Here is a 17,625-nt window from a genome sequence, read left to right as displayed (position 1 = left end):
AAATGAACCCGAGACAAGTTGCAGATTATATGCTCGATCAGGATTATTTTTCCCAATGGATGAATATCAGGATGATTGAAGTAAAAGAAAATTATTGTTTAATAGAAATGCCTGTCAAAAAAGAGATGTTGAACGGGCTTAGAACGGTTCACGGAGGGGTTACATTCGCTTTTGCAGACTCTGCATTGGCATTTTCCTCTAATAATTCCGGGGACGCAGCAGTTGCTCTAAACTGTGTTATCAATTTTACCAAAGCGGGGAAAGAGGGCGATATATTCCGGGCTGAAAGCAAACTGGTAAATGATACGAGAAAAACAGCTGTTTACGATATTCATATCACCAATCAGAATGAGGAATTGATTGCCAAATTTGTAGGAACGGTTTATAAAATTGGTAAGAAAGTAACTGAACTATAAATACCAATTCAATACTATGAGAAGAATATTTTTACTGTTTTTAGGACTGTCAACAGCTTTAATAGATGCCCAGCAGAAACTGAATGAAGGTCTGAAAAAAGAACTGGACGAGATCATGAAGGTGGATCAGGGGTACAGAATGCTTTTTACTTCCGATGTTACCCCTGAAAAAAGAGAAGAAGTTCTGAAAAAATTAAATATTGATCAGGAAGATTTCAAAAAGAGAGGTTGGGAAATGGTTGTAGAACATGACAGCATAAATATGCATAAAGTTGAAGGTATTATTTCAAAATATGGCTATCCCGGGAAAACACTTGTAGGAGAACCTACGAATCAGGCAGTGTGGTATGTTATCCAACATTCTAACAAAATTGGAAAATATCTGCCTCTCATCAAGGAAGCCGGAAAAAAGAATGAGATTCCTTTTACTATGGTAGCGATGATGGAAGATCGCTTTTTGATGAACGAAAATAAAGAGCAAATCTACGGAACTCAAGGTTCCAGGGGAATGATAAAAGATAAAGATGGAAAACCAGTACTTATGAATTTTGTCTGGCCGATTAAAGACCATCAGAATGTCAATAAAAGAAGAAAAGAAGCTGGTTTTAATACTTCTATTGAGGAAATTGCGAAAAAAATGTTCGGGCAGGATTTCAAATACGAACCCTATACCTTACAAAAGGTATTAGAACTAAGAGATAAAAAATAAAATAAACAGAAAAGACAATGGGATGATTTTCAAATGATCTCATTCTCAAATTTTCAAATTAATATTATGAACAACGTATACATTATAGATTACATCAGAACTCCTATTTCGAAATTACAAGGAGGATTATCAGAAGTAAGAGCAGATGATTTAGCTGCCATTGTTATCAAAGAGATTGTAGCTAGAAATCCAGATGTTCCTGTTGAAGAAATTGAAGATGTAATCTTCGGATGTGCTAACCAGGCAGGAGAAGATAATCGTAATGTAGCCAGAATGGGCCTTTTGCTGGCTGGACTTCCTTATACAATAGGTGGTGAAACGGTCAATAGGCTTTGTGCTTCGGGGATGTCTGCTGTAGCCAATGCTTTTCGTTCTATTGCATCAGGAGAAGGAGAGCTTTATATTGCAGGGGGTGTTGAACATATGACTCGTTCACCGTATGTTATGTCAAAACCGAGTGCTGCTTTCGGAAGAGATAGTCAGATGTTTGATACTACTTTCGGATGGCGTTTTATCAATCCGAAAATGAAAGAAATGTATGGTGTTGACGGAATGGGAGAAACGGCTGAAAACCTGGCTGATATGCATCAGATAAACAGAGAAGATCAGGATAAATTTGCACTTTGGTCTCAACAAAAAGCGACCAAAGCACAAGAAAACGGAAGGTTGGCTGAGGAAATTGTAAAAGTAGAAATTCCTCAGAGAAAAGGTGATCCGATCGTTTTTGAAAAAGACGAGTTCATTAAACCAACCTCTTCTATGGAGGGACTTGGAAAACTACGTCCGGCCTTTAGAAAAGAAGGAACGGTGACTGCCGGAAATGCTTCGGGGATGAATGATGGAGCAGCCGCACTTATTCTGGCAAGTGAGGAAGCTGTAAAAAAATATGGATTAAAACCTAAGGCAAAGATTTTAGGATCTGCCGTTGCTGGTGTTGAACCCAGAATTATGGGGATCGGGCCTGTTGAAGCCACTCAGAAATTATTGAGAAGACTCAATCTTTCATTAAATGATATGGATATTATTGAGCTTAATGAGGCATTTGCTGCTCAGGCTCTAGCAGTAACAAGGAGCTTAGGGTTAAAAGATGACGATACCAGAATAAACCCCAACGGAGGAGCAATAGCTATAGGCCACCCTCTTGGAGTTTCAGGTGCCAGAATCATTGGTTCTGCAGCGATGGAACTTCAGAAGCAAAATAAAAAATATGCATTGTGTACCCTTTGTATCGGTGTCGGACAAGGATATGCAATGATAATTGAAAAAGTTTAATCAATTTGAAAATCTGAGAATTTGAAAATGAGATAATTAGTTGGACTAATGAAGGTCAGCCCTCTCATAAAATTTTCATTAAAGCCTTGTATTACAAAAATATCTGTTCAATGATTACATTTTCAAATCGATATATTTTCAAATTTTCAAATTAAAAAAATATGAACATTTACTCATATCATGGAATTCGTCCCATCATAAAACCTTCTGCTTATATTCATCCTCAGGCGGTGATTATTGGAAATGTGGAAATTGGGGAAGAGGTTTATATTGGTCCCAATGCGGTAATCCGTGGAGACTGGGGAAGAATTATCATTAAAGACGGAGCCAATGTACAGGAGAATTGTACGCTTCACGTTTTCCCGAATATAGAAACGATCTTAGAGGAATCTGCGCATATCGGTCACGGAGCGATTATTCATTCAGGACATATTGGGAAAAACTGTCTGGTGGGTATGAATGCCGTTGTCATGGATAAAGCCGTTATTGGAGATGAATGCATCATCGGTGCTTTAGCTTTTGTTCCTGCAAATTTTAAATGTGACTCCAGAAAGCTGATTGTAGGAAGTCCTGCAAAAATTATCCGGGATGTTTCTGATGATATGATTCATTGGAAAACAGAAGGTACAAAGTTGTATCAGGAATTGGCAAGAGAAGGAAAAGAAGCTATTCTTCCTTGTGAGCCTTTTTCAGAATTTGTGGAGCAAATACCAACTAAAATTGTTGATTACAGTATCTGGGCAGATTTGAAATAATATGATAAATTTAAGCTTCATAGGTCTTGGAAACCGATAAGGTTTGAAAAATATAAAATTGAATATGATAAAGAAAATCCTCATAGTATGCAGTGTTTTATTAGCTTTTAAGTTTGTGGTTTTTGCACAATCAACAGCTGTAAAGTCACTTAGTATTGGAGAAATAAGAGTTTTAAAATCTAAGATCTTAAATGAGGAAAGAACTTTAAATATCTATCTTCCACAAAATTATGATAAAACAAAATCTTACCCCGTTATTTATCTTCTGGATGGAAGCATAAATGAAGATTTTATCCACGTTTCAGGTTTGGTTCAGTTTTTTAATTTGATGTATTCGATGCCTGAGACTATAGTTGTAGGGATCGCCAATATAGATAGAAAGAGAGATTACACTTTCCATACGGATTTGAAAGATCTACAGAAAGATTATCCTACAACAGGACATTCTGAGAGGTTCATTACTTTTCTTGAAAAAGAAGTGAAGCCATTAGTACAAAGCAACTATAAAACTGCAGATACATACTTATTCGGACAGTCTCTCGGAGGTCTTCTGGCCACAGAGATTTTACTGAAGAGACCTGAGATGTTCAATAATTATTTTATTATCAGTCCAAGCTTATGGTGGGATGATGAAAGTCTTTTAAAACAAGCCAAAGAATTACTTGCTCAATCTCCGGATACCAAAAAGTTCATTTATATTTCTGTGGGGAAAGGAGAGCATCCGGTAATGATAAAAGATGCAGAATCTATTGACGATATTTTAAAAAAATCTGGCAAGAAAAACTGGACTATAGAATACAAAATGATGGAAGGAGACAACCATGCAACCATCTTACACAGAAGTTTGTATGAAGGATTGGTAAAACTTTTCCCATATCAGGAGACAAAATAAATGAAATTTCTTACTTAAGTAAAACTAATCACAGGGATTGAGTGGATCGGAAAAAAGATTACCATCAGTCTTCCTGATAAGAAAATATATATCATAAAATAAATAAGACTACAGTAAACTCTGTTTTAAATTATGGAAAAATTAAAGAATTATATCTACGGAGAATGGGTAGAAGGTACCGGAAATGGTATTCCTTTGTATAACGCTGTGACTGGCGAGCAGGTAGCTGTCTCGGATACAGAAGGACTTAATTTTGAGCAGGCTCTTGATTTTGGAAGAACAATAGGATATAAAAACCTTTCTTCAATGACTTTCTATGACCGTGGAGAAATGCTCAAAAAAGTAGCAATATACCTACTGGAAAGAAAGAAAAAATATTACGAATTATCTTATAAAACTGGAGCCACTCATATTGATTCATGGGTTGATATTGAAGGGGGATTTGGTACATTCTTTACCTATTCTGGGTTAGCTAAAAGAATGCTTCCCAATACTCCGTTCTGGGTAGATGGAGATACACAGAAAATTTCAGCGAATGGAACTTTTCTTGGGACTCATATTTTAACACCAAGTGAAGGCGTATCGGTTCAGATCAATGCTTATAACTTTCCTGTTTGGGGAATGCTGGAAAAATTATCAACTTCATTATTAGCAGGTGTTCCTTCTATTGTAAAGCCTTCTCCTTTTGGTTCATATTTGACCAATGCAGTATTCCAGGATATGATCGAAAGCGGCATTCTTCCTGAAGGTGCTGTTCAATTGGTTTGTGGTGAGCCAGGAAATATTCTGGACTATGTACAGGATGGAGATTCCGTACTGTTTACAGGTTCTGCGACGACAGGTAGAAAATTAAAATCTTTACCGTCAATTGCAGGAAATGCTGTTAGGTTTAATATGGAGGCAGATTCCTTGAACTGTTCTATCCTTGGTCTGGACGCTAAACCAGGAACTCCTGAATTTGATTTGTTTATCAAAGAAGTCCGTAATGAAATGACCACGAAAGCTGGTCAGAAATGTACTGCGATCAGAAGAATTATCGTTCCTGAAAATTTGATTGGAGATGTTCAGAATGCTTTATCTAAAGCTTTAGACCAAACTAAAATAGGAAATCCTCTAAGCAGAGAAACTAAAATGGGTTCTTTGGTAGGGAGACAGCAATATGATGAGGTTTTAAGAAAAGTAAATCTATTAAAAGCTGAAACGGAATTGGTTTATGACGGGCAGCATGAGCTTGTGGATGCTAATTATGAAAATGGAGCATTTATGAGTCCGAAATTATTTTTAAATGATAAGCCTTTTGAAAAAAATATTTCTCATGATGTAGAAGCTTTTGGCCCTGTTTCTACTTTAATGCCTTATAAAGATGCAGAAGAAGCTGCAGCTTTGGCGAAAAGAGGAAAAGGAAGCTTGGTAGGTTCCATAATTTCTCATGATGATCAGTTTGTAGCTGAAACATCCTGGAAAATGGCTTCTCAACACGGTAGGATTTTCGTTCTCAACAGAGATAATGCAAAAGAAAGTACGGGGCATGGTTCTCCGCTTCCTACTTTGATGCATGGAGGCCCAGGAAGAGCTGGAGGTGGAGAGGAAATGGGCGGATTAAGCGGTCTTCATTTCTTTCTTCAAAAAACGGCTATTCAGGGTTCTCCGGATACATTGACTGCCATTACTAAGATTTATCAGCAGGGTGCAGAGAAAAAATTCTCGGATAAACATCCATTCCAGAAATATTTTGAGGAAGTTGAGGTTGGAGATTCTTTAGAAACTGCAGGAAGAACCGTTACAGATGCAGATATTGTGAATTTCTCAAACGTTTCATGGGATCATTTCTACGCACATACCGATGCAACCAGTTTAACAGGAACAATCTTTGATAAAACCGTTGCTCATGGGTACTTTATTCTTTCTGCAGCAGCAGGATTATTTGTATCCGGTAAAAAAGGACCAGTGATAGCCAATTATGGATTGGAAAACTGTAGCTTCTTTAAGCCTGTTTATGCCGGAGATACAATAACTGTTTATTTAACAGCAAAAGAAAAGATTAACAGAGGGGTAAAAGGCAGAAATATTCCGAGTGGTGTTGTAAAATGGCTGGTGGAAGTTGTTAATCAGCGTGAAGAGGTGGTTTGTGTAGCTACCATCTTAACATTGGTTGCAAAGCAGTCTCCATTTATAGATTTAAAGGTAAAGACAATTCAGAAAGTTTTAAACGGACTGACTGAAAGTTCTCAACCTGCCTGGGGGAAAATGACGGCTCAGCAAATGTTGGAACATCTCGAAAAAACAGTTAAATATAGTATGGGCGAACCTGAGGTTGAACAGTGCTTTACGCCTGAAGCTAATCTGGAAAAATACCAGGATTCTTTATACAACCACAGAAAGATGCCGAAAGATTTTCCGGCACCATTTCTTCCTGCAGACGGAAGTCTTCCAGCATTAGAACATAAAAATCTTGATGCTGCAAAAGAAGCGTTCTTAAATACTTTGCAGAATTATATAGTGTATTATAAGGAAAATCCTGATGCAGAACATTTGCATTTTGTTTTTGGAAAATTAAATAAAGAGATGATGGAACTTATGCATAGAAAGCATTTCACTCACCATTTCGAGCAATTCGGATTGATTTAATTCAAAATACAATAATATATTTGAAGGAGCTCTAAACGGCTCCTTTTTTTGTGAAGTGCTGAGGGGATTCAGATTAAAAGTTTTCAAATATTTATTATACTCTTAAAAGGGAAGAAGAGTTTGATTATGATTAAATAAGCTGTACTTTTAAGTATTATTTCAAATTACAAAAATAAAAATATGAATGAAAACTGGATGAAAAAGTGGAATGAAGTAAAAGATGTTTTAGTCTGTCCTACAGATCTGGAGTCCTACTTTACTTCTGATGAGATTTTGTCACAAAAAATGGAAGTAATGGAAATAGGAAATGTTTCTTTACCTTCCGGAAAAGTGATTGTAAGGGATCCGCTGGTGTATTTGAATGCTGGCGAAAAGCCTTACTTTATTGAAGTTCCCAAAGGAAATTTTCCTGTCAAAATAGCAGTAGTGAAATCTGAAGAATGGGGTGACCGGTATACGGTTGCAAAGGCAGAGTTTACACAAGAAAAACCTATCGTTTACCGTGAAGCATTGATTGGAAATGAAGAGCTTGATGGTGTCGAAGAAGGAGATTATTTTGGGTTTTCTGTAGATGCGGGTCTTGCATGTATTACAGATGTAGAAGTGATTCCACATTTTGATCGCTTTCTCACCGAAATTAATGTTGAGAATATTTATGATGATTATTTTGCGGATATTTTTGCTAAGAGCTTTAAGGCTGATCCTGCTAATCAAAGAGATTTAGGAGATTGGATTAATTGGACTATTCCCAATACATCGTATCAGATTCCAATGTTTGCAAGTGGTTTTGGAGACGGAGCTTATCCTGTCTATTTTGGATATGATGTCAATGATAATATTACCGGATTGTATATTCAGTTTATTGATATTGAACTGGCCCTTTCCGATGAAGAGGATGAAGACGAAGAATAGTATTTGAGATGGAAAATATAACTTTTGCTGATAAAGTCATTGAATTTAATCGGAATTTAAAATATGTGGGAAACCTGCCGGATGGGTTCGAGGTATTGAATCCTTATCTGGATAATCCTGAAACGATGGAGGTCATGCAGAAATTTTATCATAAATACTACAATGACTTAGACCAACGGAAATTACTGATTGGAATCAATCCAAGCAGACATGGAGCTGGGGTTACGGGGGTTCCTTTTACAGATACAAAAAGATTGAGTAGTGTTTGTGATATTGAAATGAAATCTGCTCGTACTCATGAAGTCTCTTCTGTTTTTGTTTACGATATGATCCATGAGTATGGTGGAGCAGATGAATTTTACAAGGATTTTTATATCAACTCACCGTTTCCGTTGGCTATTGTAAGAAAATCAAAAAATGGTTGGCTGAATGCCAATTATTATGATGATAAAAGACTATTTGAAGATGTAAAAGATTTTATGATTGATTCTTTAAAAAAGCACATCAGCTTAAATCTGGATACTTCAGAAGTTTTTATCATGGGAAAGAAAAATGCCGATTTTATTTCAAAACTTAATAAAGAAGCAAAGCTTTTTGATAGGATGACAGTGTTGGAACATCCGAGGTATATACAGCAGTATAAATCGAAAGAAAAACAATTGTATATTGATAAATATATTTTAGCCTTAAAAAAAAAAGAGGCTGTCTCAAAAGGACAGTCTCTTTTTAGTATTTCATTGAAAAAAGATTTCGATATTTTGAATAAAAAAAATATCTTGGAAAAAAGAAGATATAAGTCAAAAAAGCAGTCTGTTTTAGGCTGCTTTTGACATTTTCTTTAGATTGTGGGCAATTGCGAGTATGCCGATTTCTACCTCGACTTTATTTTTTCCCCGAAGCATGAATCGTTTAAAATTTTTGTTGTGTTTGAGCTCTGCAAAAACAGGTTCAACATCATGGGATCTTTGTTTTCTGAGTTTGATGCCCTTGCTGGTATTAAGAAGTTTGAAAACCTTTTCTCTGATTTTTGCCAATTTAGGATTGTTTTGTGAAGTGGTTATTTGTCCCGATTTCTGATCTTTTCTGAAGTAATTATATTTAACATAAGCTTTTATTTTCTTAGATTTTAACAAGTTGTAATTTTCTTCTGAGCCATAACCAGCATCAGCAACAAGCTCTTTGGGAGCTTTATGATAGCTTTCTTCAAAACCCAGTAAATGAGTCGCTAATGTTTTGGTGTCTGTTGGGTTGGGATGAATTGAATAATGTAAAATGAATTGTCTATGGGTAGAAATTTGTAGATTGTAAGCGGGTTTTAGTTGTCCGTTTCGCATATGATCCTCCTTCATTCGCATAAAAGTAGCGTCTGTATCGGTTTTGGAATAGGAATTTCTATCTTCTAATAATTCTTGCTGTTTTTTATATTTCTCTAAATTATCTGCCCAGTTTTTCTTAGCATAATTCAGTTTCTGACGAACTTTTGAAGCTACTTTTTTATCTTTCAAAACTTCATTGATCTTTTCGATGGTTTGAGTTACTTTTTCAGAATCTACTTCTTTAAAATCAATACTTTCTGTATTTTCAAGCTCGTCTTTGGCAACTGTTTCTGCATAGTTCCAAAGCTCTTCTAATTGCTCTGCAATCCTTTCTTTGTGTTTTTTGACAGCTCTTCCCCAAACAAAAGTATAGCGATTGGCATTGGCTTCTATCTTGGTGCCATCTACAAAAGTGGTTTTCAGACTTACCAAACCTTCCTTTTCCAAAAGAAGAACAATTTGTGTGAAAATAGCTTTAATCTCACCTTTCAATCGTTCACTACGGAACCTGTTTAAGGTGTTATGATCGGGACGGCTCATTGCAGAGAGCCACATAAAATGGATGTTTTCTTTCAAGGCCTGCTCCATTTTGCGGCTTGAATAGATATTGCTTAAATAGCCATAAATCAAAACTTTCAAAAGCATTTTCGGGTGGTAGCAAGATGTTCCGCCAGGTTTGTAGGTTTTAATTAAGCTTTTGATATCCAAGCCATCAATAATGTTTGAAACAATTTTCACAGGATGTCGCTCATCAATCAACTCCGATAAATTGGGAGGAAAAAGCAGATTTTCTTTGGGGGTGTAATCTTTAAAGACTACTTTTGACGTACTTAACACAATGCAAATTAATCAATTTGCAACTATTAGGAAAGCGAAAGCTTTCCTTTTTGCATAAAAAAGGCTATCTCTTTTGAGACAGCCTCTTTCCATTCGTGTATTAGAATCTATCTGATGGTACGATCATGTAAGAAAGTTTTCATGGTTATGAGTTGGACATCGTACCTTTTCTTTTTTGATCTTACATAAGATCGGGAAGAGTTTTTAATGATGTTTCAAAGTAACAATTTCAAGAAGAATGAGGGTAGCGTAGAAAGTACCAAATTGTTCATTCCGTATTTCTACGTATTCATGATTTTTATGGTTTTAATAATTGGTTTTATTTTTCTCTGAAAGAAGCTTATTTAGTATTTTTGTGTAAATCCAATATAATTTAAAAATGAACGAATTTGTAGCATCAGAACTTAAAAATAATATTGCCGTAATTACTTTCGGAACACCTAAAAGTAATGCTCTTCCAGGAGTGATTTTAGAGAAACTGGCTAAGACTCTTTTAGAAGAGGGAGCAAAAGATGAAGTAAAAGCCATCTTGGTGAAAAGTGAAGGAGAGAAAGCTTTTTGTGCCGGAGCAAGTTTTGACGAGCTTTTAGCTATTGAAGAATTAGAAGCTTCTACTCAGTTTTTTGGTGGTTTTGCGAAGGTTTTGAATGCGATGAGAAATTGCGGTAAAATAGTGGTAGTAAGAGTCCAGGGGAAAACAACAGGCGGCGGCGTAGGAATTGCCTGTGGAGCTGATTACTGTTTTGCAACAAAAGATTCAGCATTAGCACTTACAGAAATTAACTTAGGGATTGGTCCGTTTGTTATAGGGCCTTATGTAGAAAGGAAAATAGGAAAATCTCAGTTTTCTGCAATGGCAATTGATGCTGATTTCAGATCAGCAGAATGGGCAGAACAACATAATATATACCATTCTGTTTCTGATAATATTGAAGAAATGGATGCTAAGCTGGATAAATTTTTACAAACATTGGCTTCCAGAAGTAGTGATGCCTTAGCATTGATTAAAAAAGTATCCTGGGAAGGAACCGATCATTTTAATGAATTAATGCCTGCCAGAATTCATATGAGTGCCAGCCTGATTCTGGAAGATTCTGCAAAAAAGAATATAGAATCTATTAAAGAAAGGCTAAGAGCAAAATAAGTTTAAAAAAGGATAATAAATGAAGCTATTGATTTTTTCAGTAGCTTTTTTTTGTGAAAAATTTTGAGAATTGAAAATAATTTATAACTTTGTATTTCAAAGTTCTTTATATGGATACTAAAAATTATCACGAAGATCTATCACATATTCGTTCTATGATGGAGCGTTCCTCTAGATTTATCTCATTAAGTGGACTATCCGGTGTTTTTGCGGGGTTAGCGGCTCTCAGTGGAGCGGTGTATGTTTATTTTGTTTTTAAAAGGGAGGGCATTGATTATTTTGATGGCGATCGTAATATTTATAGTGCTTCCTTGGTACGAGAATTAATGATTGTAGGAACTTTGATTTTATTTGTTGCACTGCTTAGTGGCTATTTTTTTACGGCAAATAAAAGTAAAAAGAAAGGATTGAAAATATGGGATGCGACGACAAGGCGTCTTTTGATAACATTCTCAATTCCTTTGGTAACTGGAGGTATCGTGTGTCTGGGGCTTTTATATCATCATCTTTTTCCACTGATTGCACCCGCTACTCTGATTTTTTATGGATTGGCACTGGTGAATGCTGAAAGGTATACGTTGACGGATGTCAAATATTTAGGATATTGCCAAATCGTGCTAGGGTTGCTTTCATTATTTTTTCTAGGGTGGGGGTTGATAGCCTGGAGTATAGGTTTTGGTGTTCTACACATTGTTTACGGACTGATTATGCATAAAAAGTATAAATAAAAATATAAATTTGCAGGCCGGAATCCTTCTCCTGTCAATTACTATCTCGCTATGATTAAAATAAATCAACTTAACAAAGAATTTGAAAGTCGTGTAAGATTGGGCATTATGTCTGTTCTTATGGTGAACGACTGGGTTGATTTTTCAGAGATGAAAAACTTGTTGGAGATTACTGATGGTAATCTGGCCAGTCATAGCAATGCTTTGGAGAAAGCTGCTTATATTGAAATCAAAAAAGAATTTGTAGGCAAGAAGCCCAAGACTTCTTATCGGGTTACTCAAAGCGGAAGGCAGGCTTTTACAGAGCATCTGGATGCATTAGAAAAATTAATAGGGAGATAGTCTCTATATTTTTTTGAAAATTTACTTTGTAATTCAAAGTTCTTTGTATTAATAGGAATATAATGAATAGAAAAACTTTTTTAAAAAGATTATTTCAGGTTTCAGTGTTGGGAGCTTTTCCTGCACTATACTCCTGGCAAGTAGAACCGTTTTGGGTAGAATTTGTTCAAAGGAAACTACCTGTCAAAAATCTTCCGAATCATCTGGAAGGAAAGAGGCTGATGCAGATTTCAGATTTGCATGTTGGAAACCGTTTTGACTGGAACTTTCTCATTGAGTCTTTTCAAAAAGCGAAAAGCTATAATCCTGATTTTGTTGTGTACACCGGAGATTTTGTTAATCATGGAACTCTTCAGGAACAAAATGACCTGAGAACAGTAATGGAGGAGGCTGTTTACGGTAGTCTGGGAACGTTTGGGATTTTAGGAAATCATGATTACGGTCCACAATGGAAAGATGTTATACTTTCCCGGAGAATCTGTAGCATTTTAAAAGATTTTGGAATCGAGATGCTCAATAATGAGCAGAAAGAAATACATGGCTTGAACTTTATAGGATTTGAAGACCTATGTTCTCCCAATTTTAATCCTATGAAGGTTATGAAAGACTATAATCCTTCTAAAGCGAATCTTGTTCTTTGCCATAATCCTGATGTGTGCGATATCGACATCTGGAATCATTATCAGGGATGGATTCTCAGCGGGCATACCCATGGTGGACAATGCAGAATTCCCGGAGTAATTACGCCTATTCTCCCGGTGGAAAACAAACGATATGTTTCCGGAGAAATCGATTTAGAGGATGGGAGAATGCTCTACATTAACAGGGCTATCGGACATTCTTATCAGGTTAGATTTATGGTTCGTCCGGAAATAACTGTTTTTACTTTAACCCAAGCCTAAATAAGAATGAAAGATAAAGAGATTTTAAACCTGGGAAAGTGTGTATTCGGATGTTCATTTTTATTAGGAAATATATGTCTTTTCGGTTATATGATAACAAAAGAAGAGGTGTTTGCTGCGACAGGCTTTACCCTACTCTTTTTTGGTTCTGTGCTTAACCTTTTAGTAATACTGGGATTGTTGATTTATGGCTTTATACATCAATCTCAACTTAATGTCTGCTTGAAGTCAATTGGTATTCTTCTGATCAATATCCCGGCTGCTATTCTTTATGCCATCATCGGAATACATCTTATTCAAAATTAAAATAATATAAACTATGAAAAAATTACGGATACGCTTCTTACTTTTTGTATATGAAAAAACGCAAAAACTCTATCGAAAATTTTTTAAAAAGAAAAAAAGGCAGTGGCAATTTAGTCAGCAACAGTTGCTTGAATTTCAATCAGACTCTTTGGGAAGGAAATTGGGTGAATTCTATCAGCGTAATGGCTTTACTATGATTCCCAAAATGGAAAATCACGATGTGCATCATCTGATTACTGGATGTGGAACTCAATTCGAAGAGGAAATTGCAATGCAATATTTACTGCTTGGAAATGGAAAAACCAACGCCCATCTCCTTGCGGCAATCATTTTAGGAACCTTAATTCTTCCTGAGTACATCACAATGTATGTGAATGCATTTAAGAAAGGAAAAGATATGAGGCCTTTTTATCATTGGGACTTTGAATCTTTGCTATGGCAGAATTTTGAACATTTGAAAGATTTTATCCAACAAAAACATACAATAACTCATTTTTAATACTCTTATGAAAACACATCATTATATACTTACCACTACAGCTTTGTTTATCATTTTATTTTACAACGAAGATGTAGGATTGAATCTAGGAATTTTAGGAATTATTTATACCTTGCTTACAGGATACAAAACGCCTGAAAAAAATAGAACCAGAATATTTCAGGCCTTGTTCTTAACCAGTATTTTATCCAGTGTGGCTTTTGCCTGGTATGGGGATTTCCCTTCGTTTCTGGCAATAACGAGTTCGTTGCTGTTATTATCCTACAGATCAAAGAATAAAAGAATGAAAATCCTTTTACTGATTCCGGTCTTTATAATCAACAGCTTCACATTTCTTTGTCGTTTTTTCAGTTTTGATCAATGGCTTCCAAAAAGAAGTGTCTCCGGTTTATGGCAGAAAATTTTAGCCTTTGTATTCATTCCCTTATTGCTGATTTCAGTTTTCTTTGGAATCTATTCTGTGGGAAGTGACCATTTCGCAAGTCTTTTTACAGATTTTGAATGGGATGTTAATTTTTGGCAATTGTTCTGTATAACGGTTTTAGGAATTTTTATAGCTTTCAATTATTGGAATTATTCAGTAGAAAAACTCGTTTATAAGCAAAATTATATTCTGGATGATCAATTTCAGGATAGAAATAAGGTGCCTAGGGCTACGTATTCCTTTCTTGATTTAGACGTGGAAAGAATGAGCGGGGTGATTTCCTTTTTTTCTCTGAATATTTTATTGATTTTTTTCATTGCTACTTACAATTATGAGCAGTTTTATCAGGTCACTAAAACGCCAGGCCAGTTATCGGAAGAAACTCACGAAAGAGTTAATGCTGTAATCATATCCATCATAATGGCAATCCTGGTGATTATGTTTTATTTTAAATCCGGTTTCAATTTTGATCCTAAAGCAGGCTTGCTTAAAGTTTTGGCCAAGGTTTGGATTCTTCTTAATGGAGTGCTGATCCTTTCAGCTCTATTGAAAAATTCAGAATATATTATCCATTATGGATTTACGTACAAAAGACTGGGAGTTTACGGCTTTTTGGTTTTATCATTCATCGGTCTGGCAATGACCTTTGTTAAAATTCAGAGAAAAAAGAGAAATGCATTCCTGTTCAATACGATGGTATGGTATCTTTATGGAACAATTTTGGCTTGTAGTTATATCAACTGGGGCGGTTTTATAACGACTCAGAATATGAAACGAAATAATTTTATGGTTGATTATCATATGACCGAAATTAATTTCAATGAAAAATGTATGCTTGAATATGCCAAAGAAAAAGGTGATTTAGTATTAAAAAAACAGATTATAAATAAATTAAAAGAACAAAAGTCACAGACTTTTCTTTCTAAAATACTTTACTACGAAACATTAAAAGAATAACTATTATGAAAAAGTCCTTATTGCTGATCCCATTGATTATTATTTCTTGTAAAAAAGAACCAAATACCACTGAAACAGCTCCTAAAGATTCGATCATGGTTACTGAACAACCTAGTGCTGAATCATCAATAGATTCTGCCGCAATAAGAAAAAAAGATTCCCTTATTAACAATTCTCCTGTTACCAAACATGTTTTAAAAAAAGGTGTGATGAGAAATGTAAAAGAGGGACAGATTATAAGAACTGCTGACGCCTCTCAGCTTCCTTTTACTGTTGGGGAGCAGTTTACAAAAGATAATCAGGAATTAGTTTTAAAAATTACCAACTATGATAAACCTGATCTTAAAGCCTCTTTGTCTACTAAAGAAAAAGAATTTAATATCCGGTTTAATCAGATTAAATTACCGAATGGAGAATATGACGGCCCGTTTGGCAGAGATATATCATACAAGATTCCGGAAAAAGGAGAGGTTTGGCTAATTATAGGGAAAAGCAATATGGCTTCGGGAAATACGAAGGGTAGTTTTTCAGTAAGTGTAGAATAATCTTTGGTATAGTTTCTGTAAGGTATCTATTCAATAAGATTTACAGTTATGAAAAATATATTTTTAACAGCCATAATAGGTTCAGCCGCATTGGTAAGTTGTGGAACAGTACAGTCATTAGTTCAGAATACATTTCCTTATACAGCCAATGTTTTGATATCCACAGGAGTGCCTGCTGATAAAGAAGTTTCTTCTACAGCTACAGCTTCTAATGTACAGACCTGGTTTGGGGGGAATAATAATGCAAAGATTAAAGATGTACGGCTTGCGGATGCTAAAATTTCCGTAGTTTCTCCGGCAGGTGGTAATTTAAGCGCTTTGAAAACGATTAAAGTATATATTTCCTCAAATGGAACAGGAGAAAAGCTGGTGGCTTCCCGTTCAAATATTTCATCCAATAGTTCAAGTTTAAATTTAGATTTAAATAATAATGGCTTCCTGGATGAAGTGGTGAAAAGCAACGGAGTAACGGTAAGAACGGTTTATGAACTTAAAAATCAGACAAGTTCAGATATGAACCTTAAAATTGCACTTAATTTCAGCAGTATTCCTGCGAATTAGTTTTATAAAAGTTTATTTAAAGAAAGAGGCTGTCTCAAAAGGACAGTCTCTTTTTAGTATTTCATTGAAAAAAGATTTCGATATTTTGAATAAAAAAAATATCTTGGAAAAAAGAAGATCTAAGTCAAAAAAGCAGTCTGTTTTAGGCTGCTTTTGACATTTTCTTTAGATTGTGGGCAATTGCGAGTATGCCGATTTCTACCTCGACTTTATTTTTTCCCCGAAGCATGAATCGTTTAAAATTTTTGTTGTGTTTGAGCTCTGCAAAAACAGGTTCAATATCATGGCATCTTTGTTTTCTGAGTTTGATGCCCTTGCTGGTATTAAGAAGTTTGAAAACCTTTTCTCTGATTTTTGCCAATTTAGGATTGTTTTGTGAAGTGGTTATTTGTCCCGATTTCTGATCTTTTCTGAAGTAATTATATTTAACATAAGCTTTTATTTTCTTAGATTTTAACAAGTTGTAATTTTCTTCTGAGCCATAACCAGCATCAGCAACAAGCTCTTTGGGAGCTTTATGATAGCTTTCTTCAAAACCCAGTAAATGAGTCGCTAATGTTTTGGTGTCTGTTGGGTTGGGATGAATTGAATAATGTAAAATGAATTGTCTATGGGTAGAAATTTGTAGATTGTAAGCGGGTTTTAGTTGTCCGTTTCGCATATGATCCTCCTTCATTCGCATAAAAGTAGCGTCTGTATCGGTTTTGGAATAGGAATTTCTATCTTCTAATAATTCTTGCTGTTTTTTATATTTCTCTAAATTATCTGCCCAGTTTTTCTTAGCATAATTCAGTTTCTGACGAACTTTTGAAGCTACTTTTTTATCTTTCAAAACTTCATTGATCTTTTCGATGGTTTGAGTTACTTTTTCAGAATCTACTTCTTTAAAATCAATACTTTCTGTATTTTCAAGCTCGTCTTTGGCAACTGTTTCTGCATAGTTCCAAAGCTCTTCTAATTGCTCTGCAATCCTTTCTTTGTGTTTTTTGACAGCTCTTCCCCAAACAAAAGTATAGCGATTGGCATTGGCTTCTATCTTGGTGCCATCTACAAAAGTGGTTTTCAGACTTACCAAACCTTCCTTTTCCAAAAGAAGAACAATTTGTGTGAAAATAGCTTTAATCTCACCTTTCAATCGTTCACTACGGAACCTGTTTAAGGTGTTATGATCGGGACGGCTCATTGCAGAGAGCCACATAAAATGGATGTTTTCTTTCAAGGCCTGCTCCATTTTGCGGCTTGAATAGATATTGCTTAAATAGCCATAAATCAAAACTTTCAAAAGCATTTTCGGGTGGTAGCAAGATGTTCCGCCAGGTTTGTAGGTTTTAATTAAGCTTTTGATATCCAAGCCATCAATAATGTTTGAAACAATTTTCACAGGATGTCGCTCATCAATCAACTCCGATAAATTGGGAGGAAAAAGCAGATTTTCTTTGGGGGTGTAATCTTTAAAGACTACTTTTGACGTACTTAACAC

The 17,625-nt window shown here is 35.4% G+C and carries 18 protein-coding genes and 1 pseudogene; 17 read left to right on the top strand and 2 right to left on the bottom strand.

Going from position 1 to position 17,625, the window contains the following annotated elements; genetic code table 11:
• Nucleotides 1-2: 2 nt before the first annotated feature.
• From CJF12_RS11340 to CJF12_RS11305, 8 genes and pseudogenes are all read left to right on the top strand, one after another.
• Nucleotides 3-416: a PaaI family thioesterase gene (locus CJF12_RS11340; protein WP_034687316.1), complete on the top strand. Its 414-nt coding sequence runs from the start codon at nucleotides 3-5 to the stop codon at nucleotides 414-416.
• 16 nt (nucleotides 417-432) lie between these two features.
• Nucleotides 433-1,125, top strand: coding sequence for a DUF6624 domain-containing protein (locus CJF12_RS11335; RefSeq protein ID WP_051887387.1), 693 nt, complete (start codon nucleotides 433-435; stop codon nucleotides 1,123-1,125).
• 66 nt (nucleotides 1,126-1,191) lie between these two features.
• Nucleotides 1,192-2,397 carry a 3-oxoadipyl-CoA thiolase gene (gene pcaF / locus CJF12_RS11330; protein ID WP_034687363.1) on the top strand — a complete coding sequence of 402 codons (1,206 nt, stop codon included), beginning with the start codon at nucleotides 1,192-1,194 and terminating at the stop codon, nucleotides 2,395-2,397.
• Between the two features lie 161 nt (nucleotides 2,398-2,558).
• Nucleotides 2,559-3,152, top strand: a complete 594-nt coding sequence (locus tag CJF12_RS11325; protein WP_034687314.1) for an acyltransferase — start codon at nucleotides 2,559-2,561, stop codon at nucleotides 3,150-3,152.
• Nucleotides 3,153-3,216: 64 nt separating this feature from the next.
• Nucleotides 3,217-4,044 carry an alpha/beta hydrolase gene (locus tag CJF12_RS11320; RefSeq protein ID WP_034687311.1) on the top strand — a complete coding sequence of 276 codons (828 nt, stop codon included), beginning with the start codon at nucleotides 3,217-3,219 and terminating at the stop codon, nucleotides 4,042-4,044.
• Nucleotides 4,045-4,176: 132 nt separating this feature from the next.
• A complete protein-coding gene (paaZ, locus tag CJF12_RS11315; RefSeq protein ID WP_034687309.1) occupies nucleotides 4,177-6,672 on the top strand; it encodes a phenylacetic acid degradation bifunctional protein PaaZ in 2,496 nt (831 codons plus the stop codon).
• Nucleotides 6,673-6,852: 180 nt separating this feature from the next.
• Nucleotides 6,853-7,584 carry a DUF4241 domain-containing protein gene (locus tag CJF12_RS11310; RefSeq protein ID WP_034687307.1) on the top strand — a complete coding sequence of 244 codons (732 nt, stop codon included), beginning with the start codon at nucleotides 6,853-6,855 and terminating at the stop codon, nucleotides 7,582-7,584.
• A gap of 8 nt (nucleotides 7,585-7,592) precedes the next feature.
• A pseudogene (locus CJF12_RS11305) lies at nucleotides 7,593-8,264 on the top strand (SMUG2 DNA glycosylase family protein); the annotation flags it as partial.
• 135 nt (nucleotides 8,265-8,399) lie between these two features.
• On the opposite strand, the gene CJF12_RS11300 reads toward CJF12_RS11305, so the two are convergent.
• Entirely contained in the window at nucleotides 8,400-9,737 is a 1,338-nt protein-coding gene (locus CJF12_RS11300; RefSeq protein WP_034681241.1) for an IS1182 family transposase, read from the bottom strand.
• Nucleotides 9,738-10,116: 379 nt separating this feature from the next.
• Between CJF12_RS11300 and CJF12_RS11295 the strand changes: the two genes are divergently transcribed.
• The 9 genes from CJF12_RS11295 (at nucleotide 10,117) to CJF12_RS11255 (ending at nucleotide 16,145) form a co-directional block, all read left to right on the top strand.
• Complete coding sequence (locus tag CJF12_RS11295) at nucleotides 10,117-10,881, top strand: enoyl-CoA hydratase/isomerase family protein (protein ID WP_034688249.1); 765 nt, start codon at nucleotides 10,117-10,119, stop codon at nucleotides 10,879-10,881.
• Nucleotides 10,882-10,991: 110 nt separating this feature from the next.
• On the top strand, nucleotides 10,992-11,609 hold the full coding sequence (locus tag CJF12_RS11290; protein WP_034688248.1) for a hypothetical protein: 618 nt from the start codon (nucleotides 10,992-10,994) through the stop codon (nucleotides 11,607-11,609).
• Nucleotides 11,610-11,660: 51 nt separating this feature from the next.
• Nucleotides 11,661-11,951 carry a winged helix-turn-helix domain-containing protein gene (locus CJF12_RS11285; RefSeq protein WP_034688244.1) on the top strand — a complete coding sequence of 97 codons (291 nt, stop codon included), beginning with the start codon at nucleotides 11,661-11,663 and terminating at the stop codon, nucleotides 11,949-11,951.
• Nucleotides 11,952-12,013: 62 nt separating this feature from the next.
• Nucleotides 12,014-12,853, top strand: a complete 840-nt coding sequence (locus CJF12_RS11280; protein ID WP_034688240.1) for a metallophosphoesterase — start codon at nucleotides 12,014-12,016, stop codon at nucleotides 12,851-12,853.
• Between the two features lie 6 nt (nucleotides 12,854-12,859).
• Nucleotides 12,860-13,159 (top strand): hypothetical protein, encoded by a 300-nt coding sequence (locus tag CJF12_RS11275; protein WP_034688237.1) that lies wholly within the window; start codon nucleotides 12,860-12,862, stop codon nucleotides 13,157-13,159.
• 13 nt (nucleotides 13,160-13,172) lie between these two features.
• Nucleotides 13,173-13,658, top strand: coding sequence for a Coq4 family protein (locus CJF12_RS11270; RefSeq protein ID WP_034688234.1), 486 nt, complete (start codon nucleotides 13,173-13,175; stop codon nucleotides 13,656-13,658).
• A 7-nt stretch (nucleotides 13,659-13,665) separates the two neighbouring features.
• On the top strand, nucleotides 13,666-15,039 hold the full coding sequence (locus tag CJF12_RS11265) for a DUF4153 domain-containing protein (RefSeq protein ID WP_034688231.1): 1,374 nt from the start codon (nucleotides 13,666-13,668) through the stop codon (nucleotides 15,037-15,039).
• A gap of 5 nt (nucleotides 15,040-15,044) precedes the next feature.
• A complete protein-coding gene (locus tag CJF12_RS11260) occupies nucleotides 15,045-15,584 on the top strand; it encodes a hypothetical protein (protein WP_034688228.1) in 540 nt (179 codons plus the stop codon).
• A gap of 48 nt (nucleotides 15,585-15,632) precedes the next feature.
• On the top strand, nucleotides 15,633-16,145 hold the full coding sequence (locus tag CJF12_RS11255; protein ID WP_034688225.1) for a hypothetical protein: 513 nt from the start codon (nucleotides 15,633-15,635) through the stop codon (nucleotides 16,143-16,145).
• Between the two features lie 142 nt (nucleotides 16,146-16,287).
• Here CJF12_RS11255 and CJF12_RS11250 read toward each other — a convergent pair whose 3' ends face one another.
• Nucleotides 16,288-17,625 carry an IS1182 family transposase gene (locus tag CJF12_RS11250; RefSeq protein ID WP_095591141.1) on the bottom strand — a complete coding sequence of 446 codons (1,338 nt, stop codon included), beginning with the start codon at nucleotides 17,623-17,625 and terminating at the stop codon, nucleotides 16,288-16,290.

This window comes from Chryseobacterium piperi (assembly GCF_002285635.2).
GTDB classification, from domain to species: Bacteria; Bacteroidota; Bacteroidia; order Flavobacteriales; family Weeksellaceae; genus Chryseobacterium; species Chryseobacterium piperi.
Note: the sequence above shows the minus strand (reverse complement) of the source record. Positions and strands in the feature narration are given on the sequence as shown.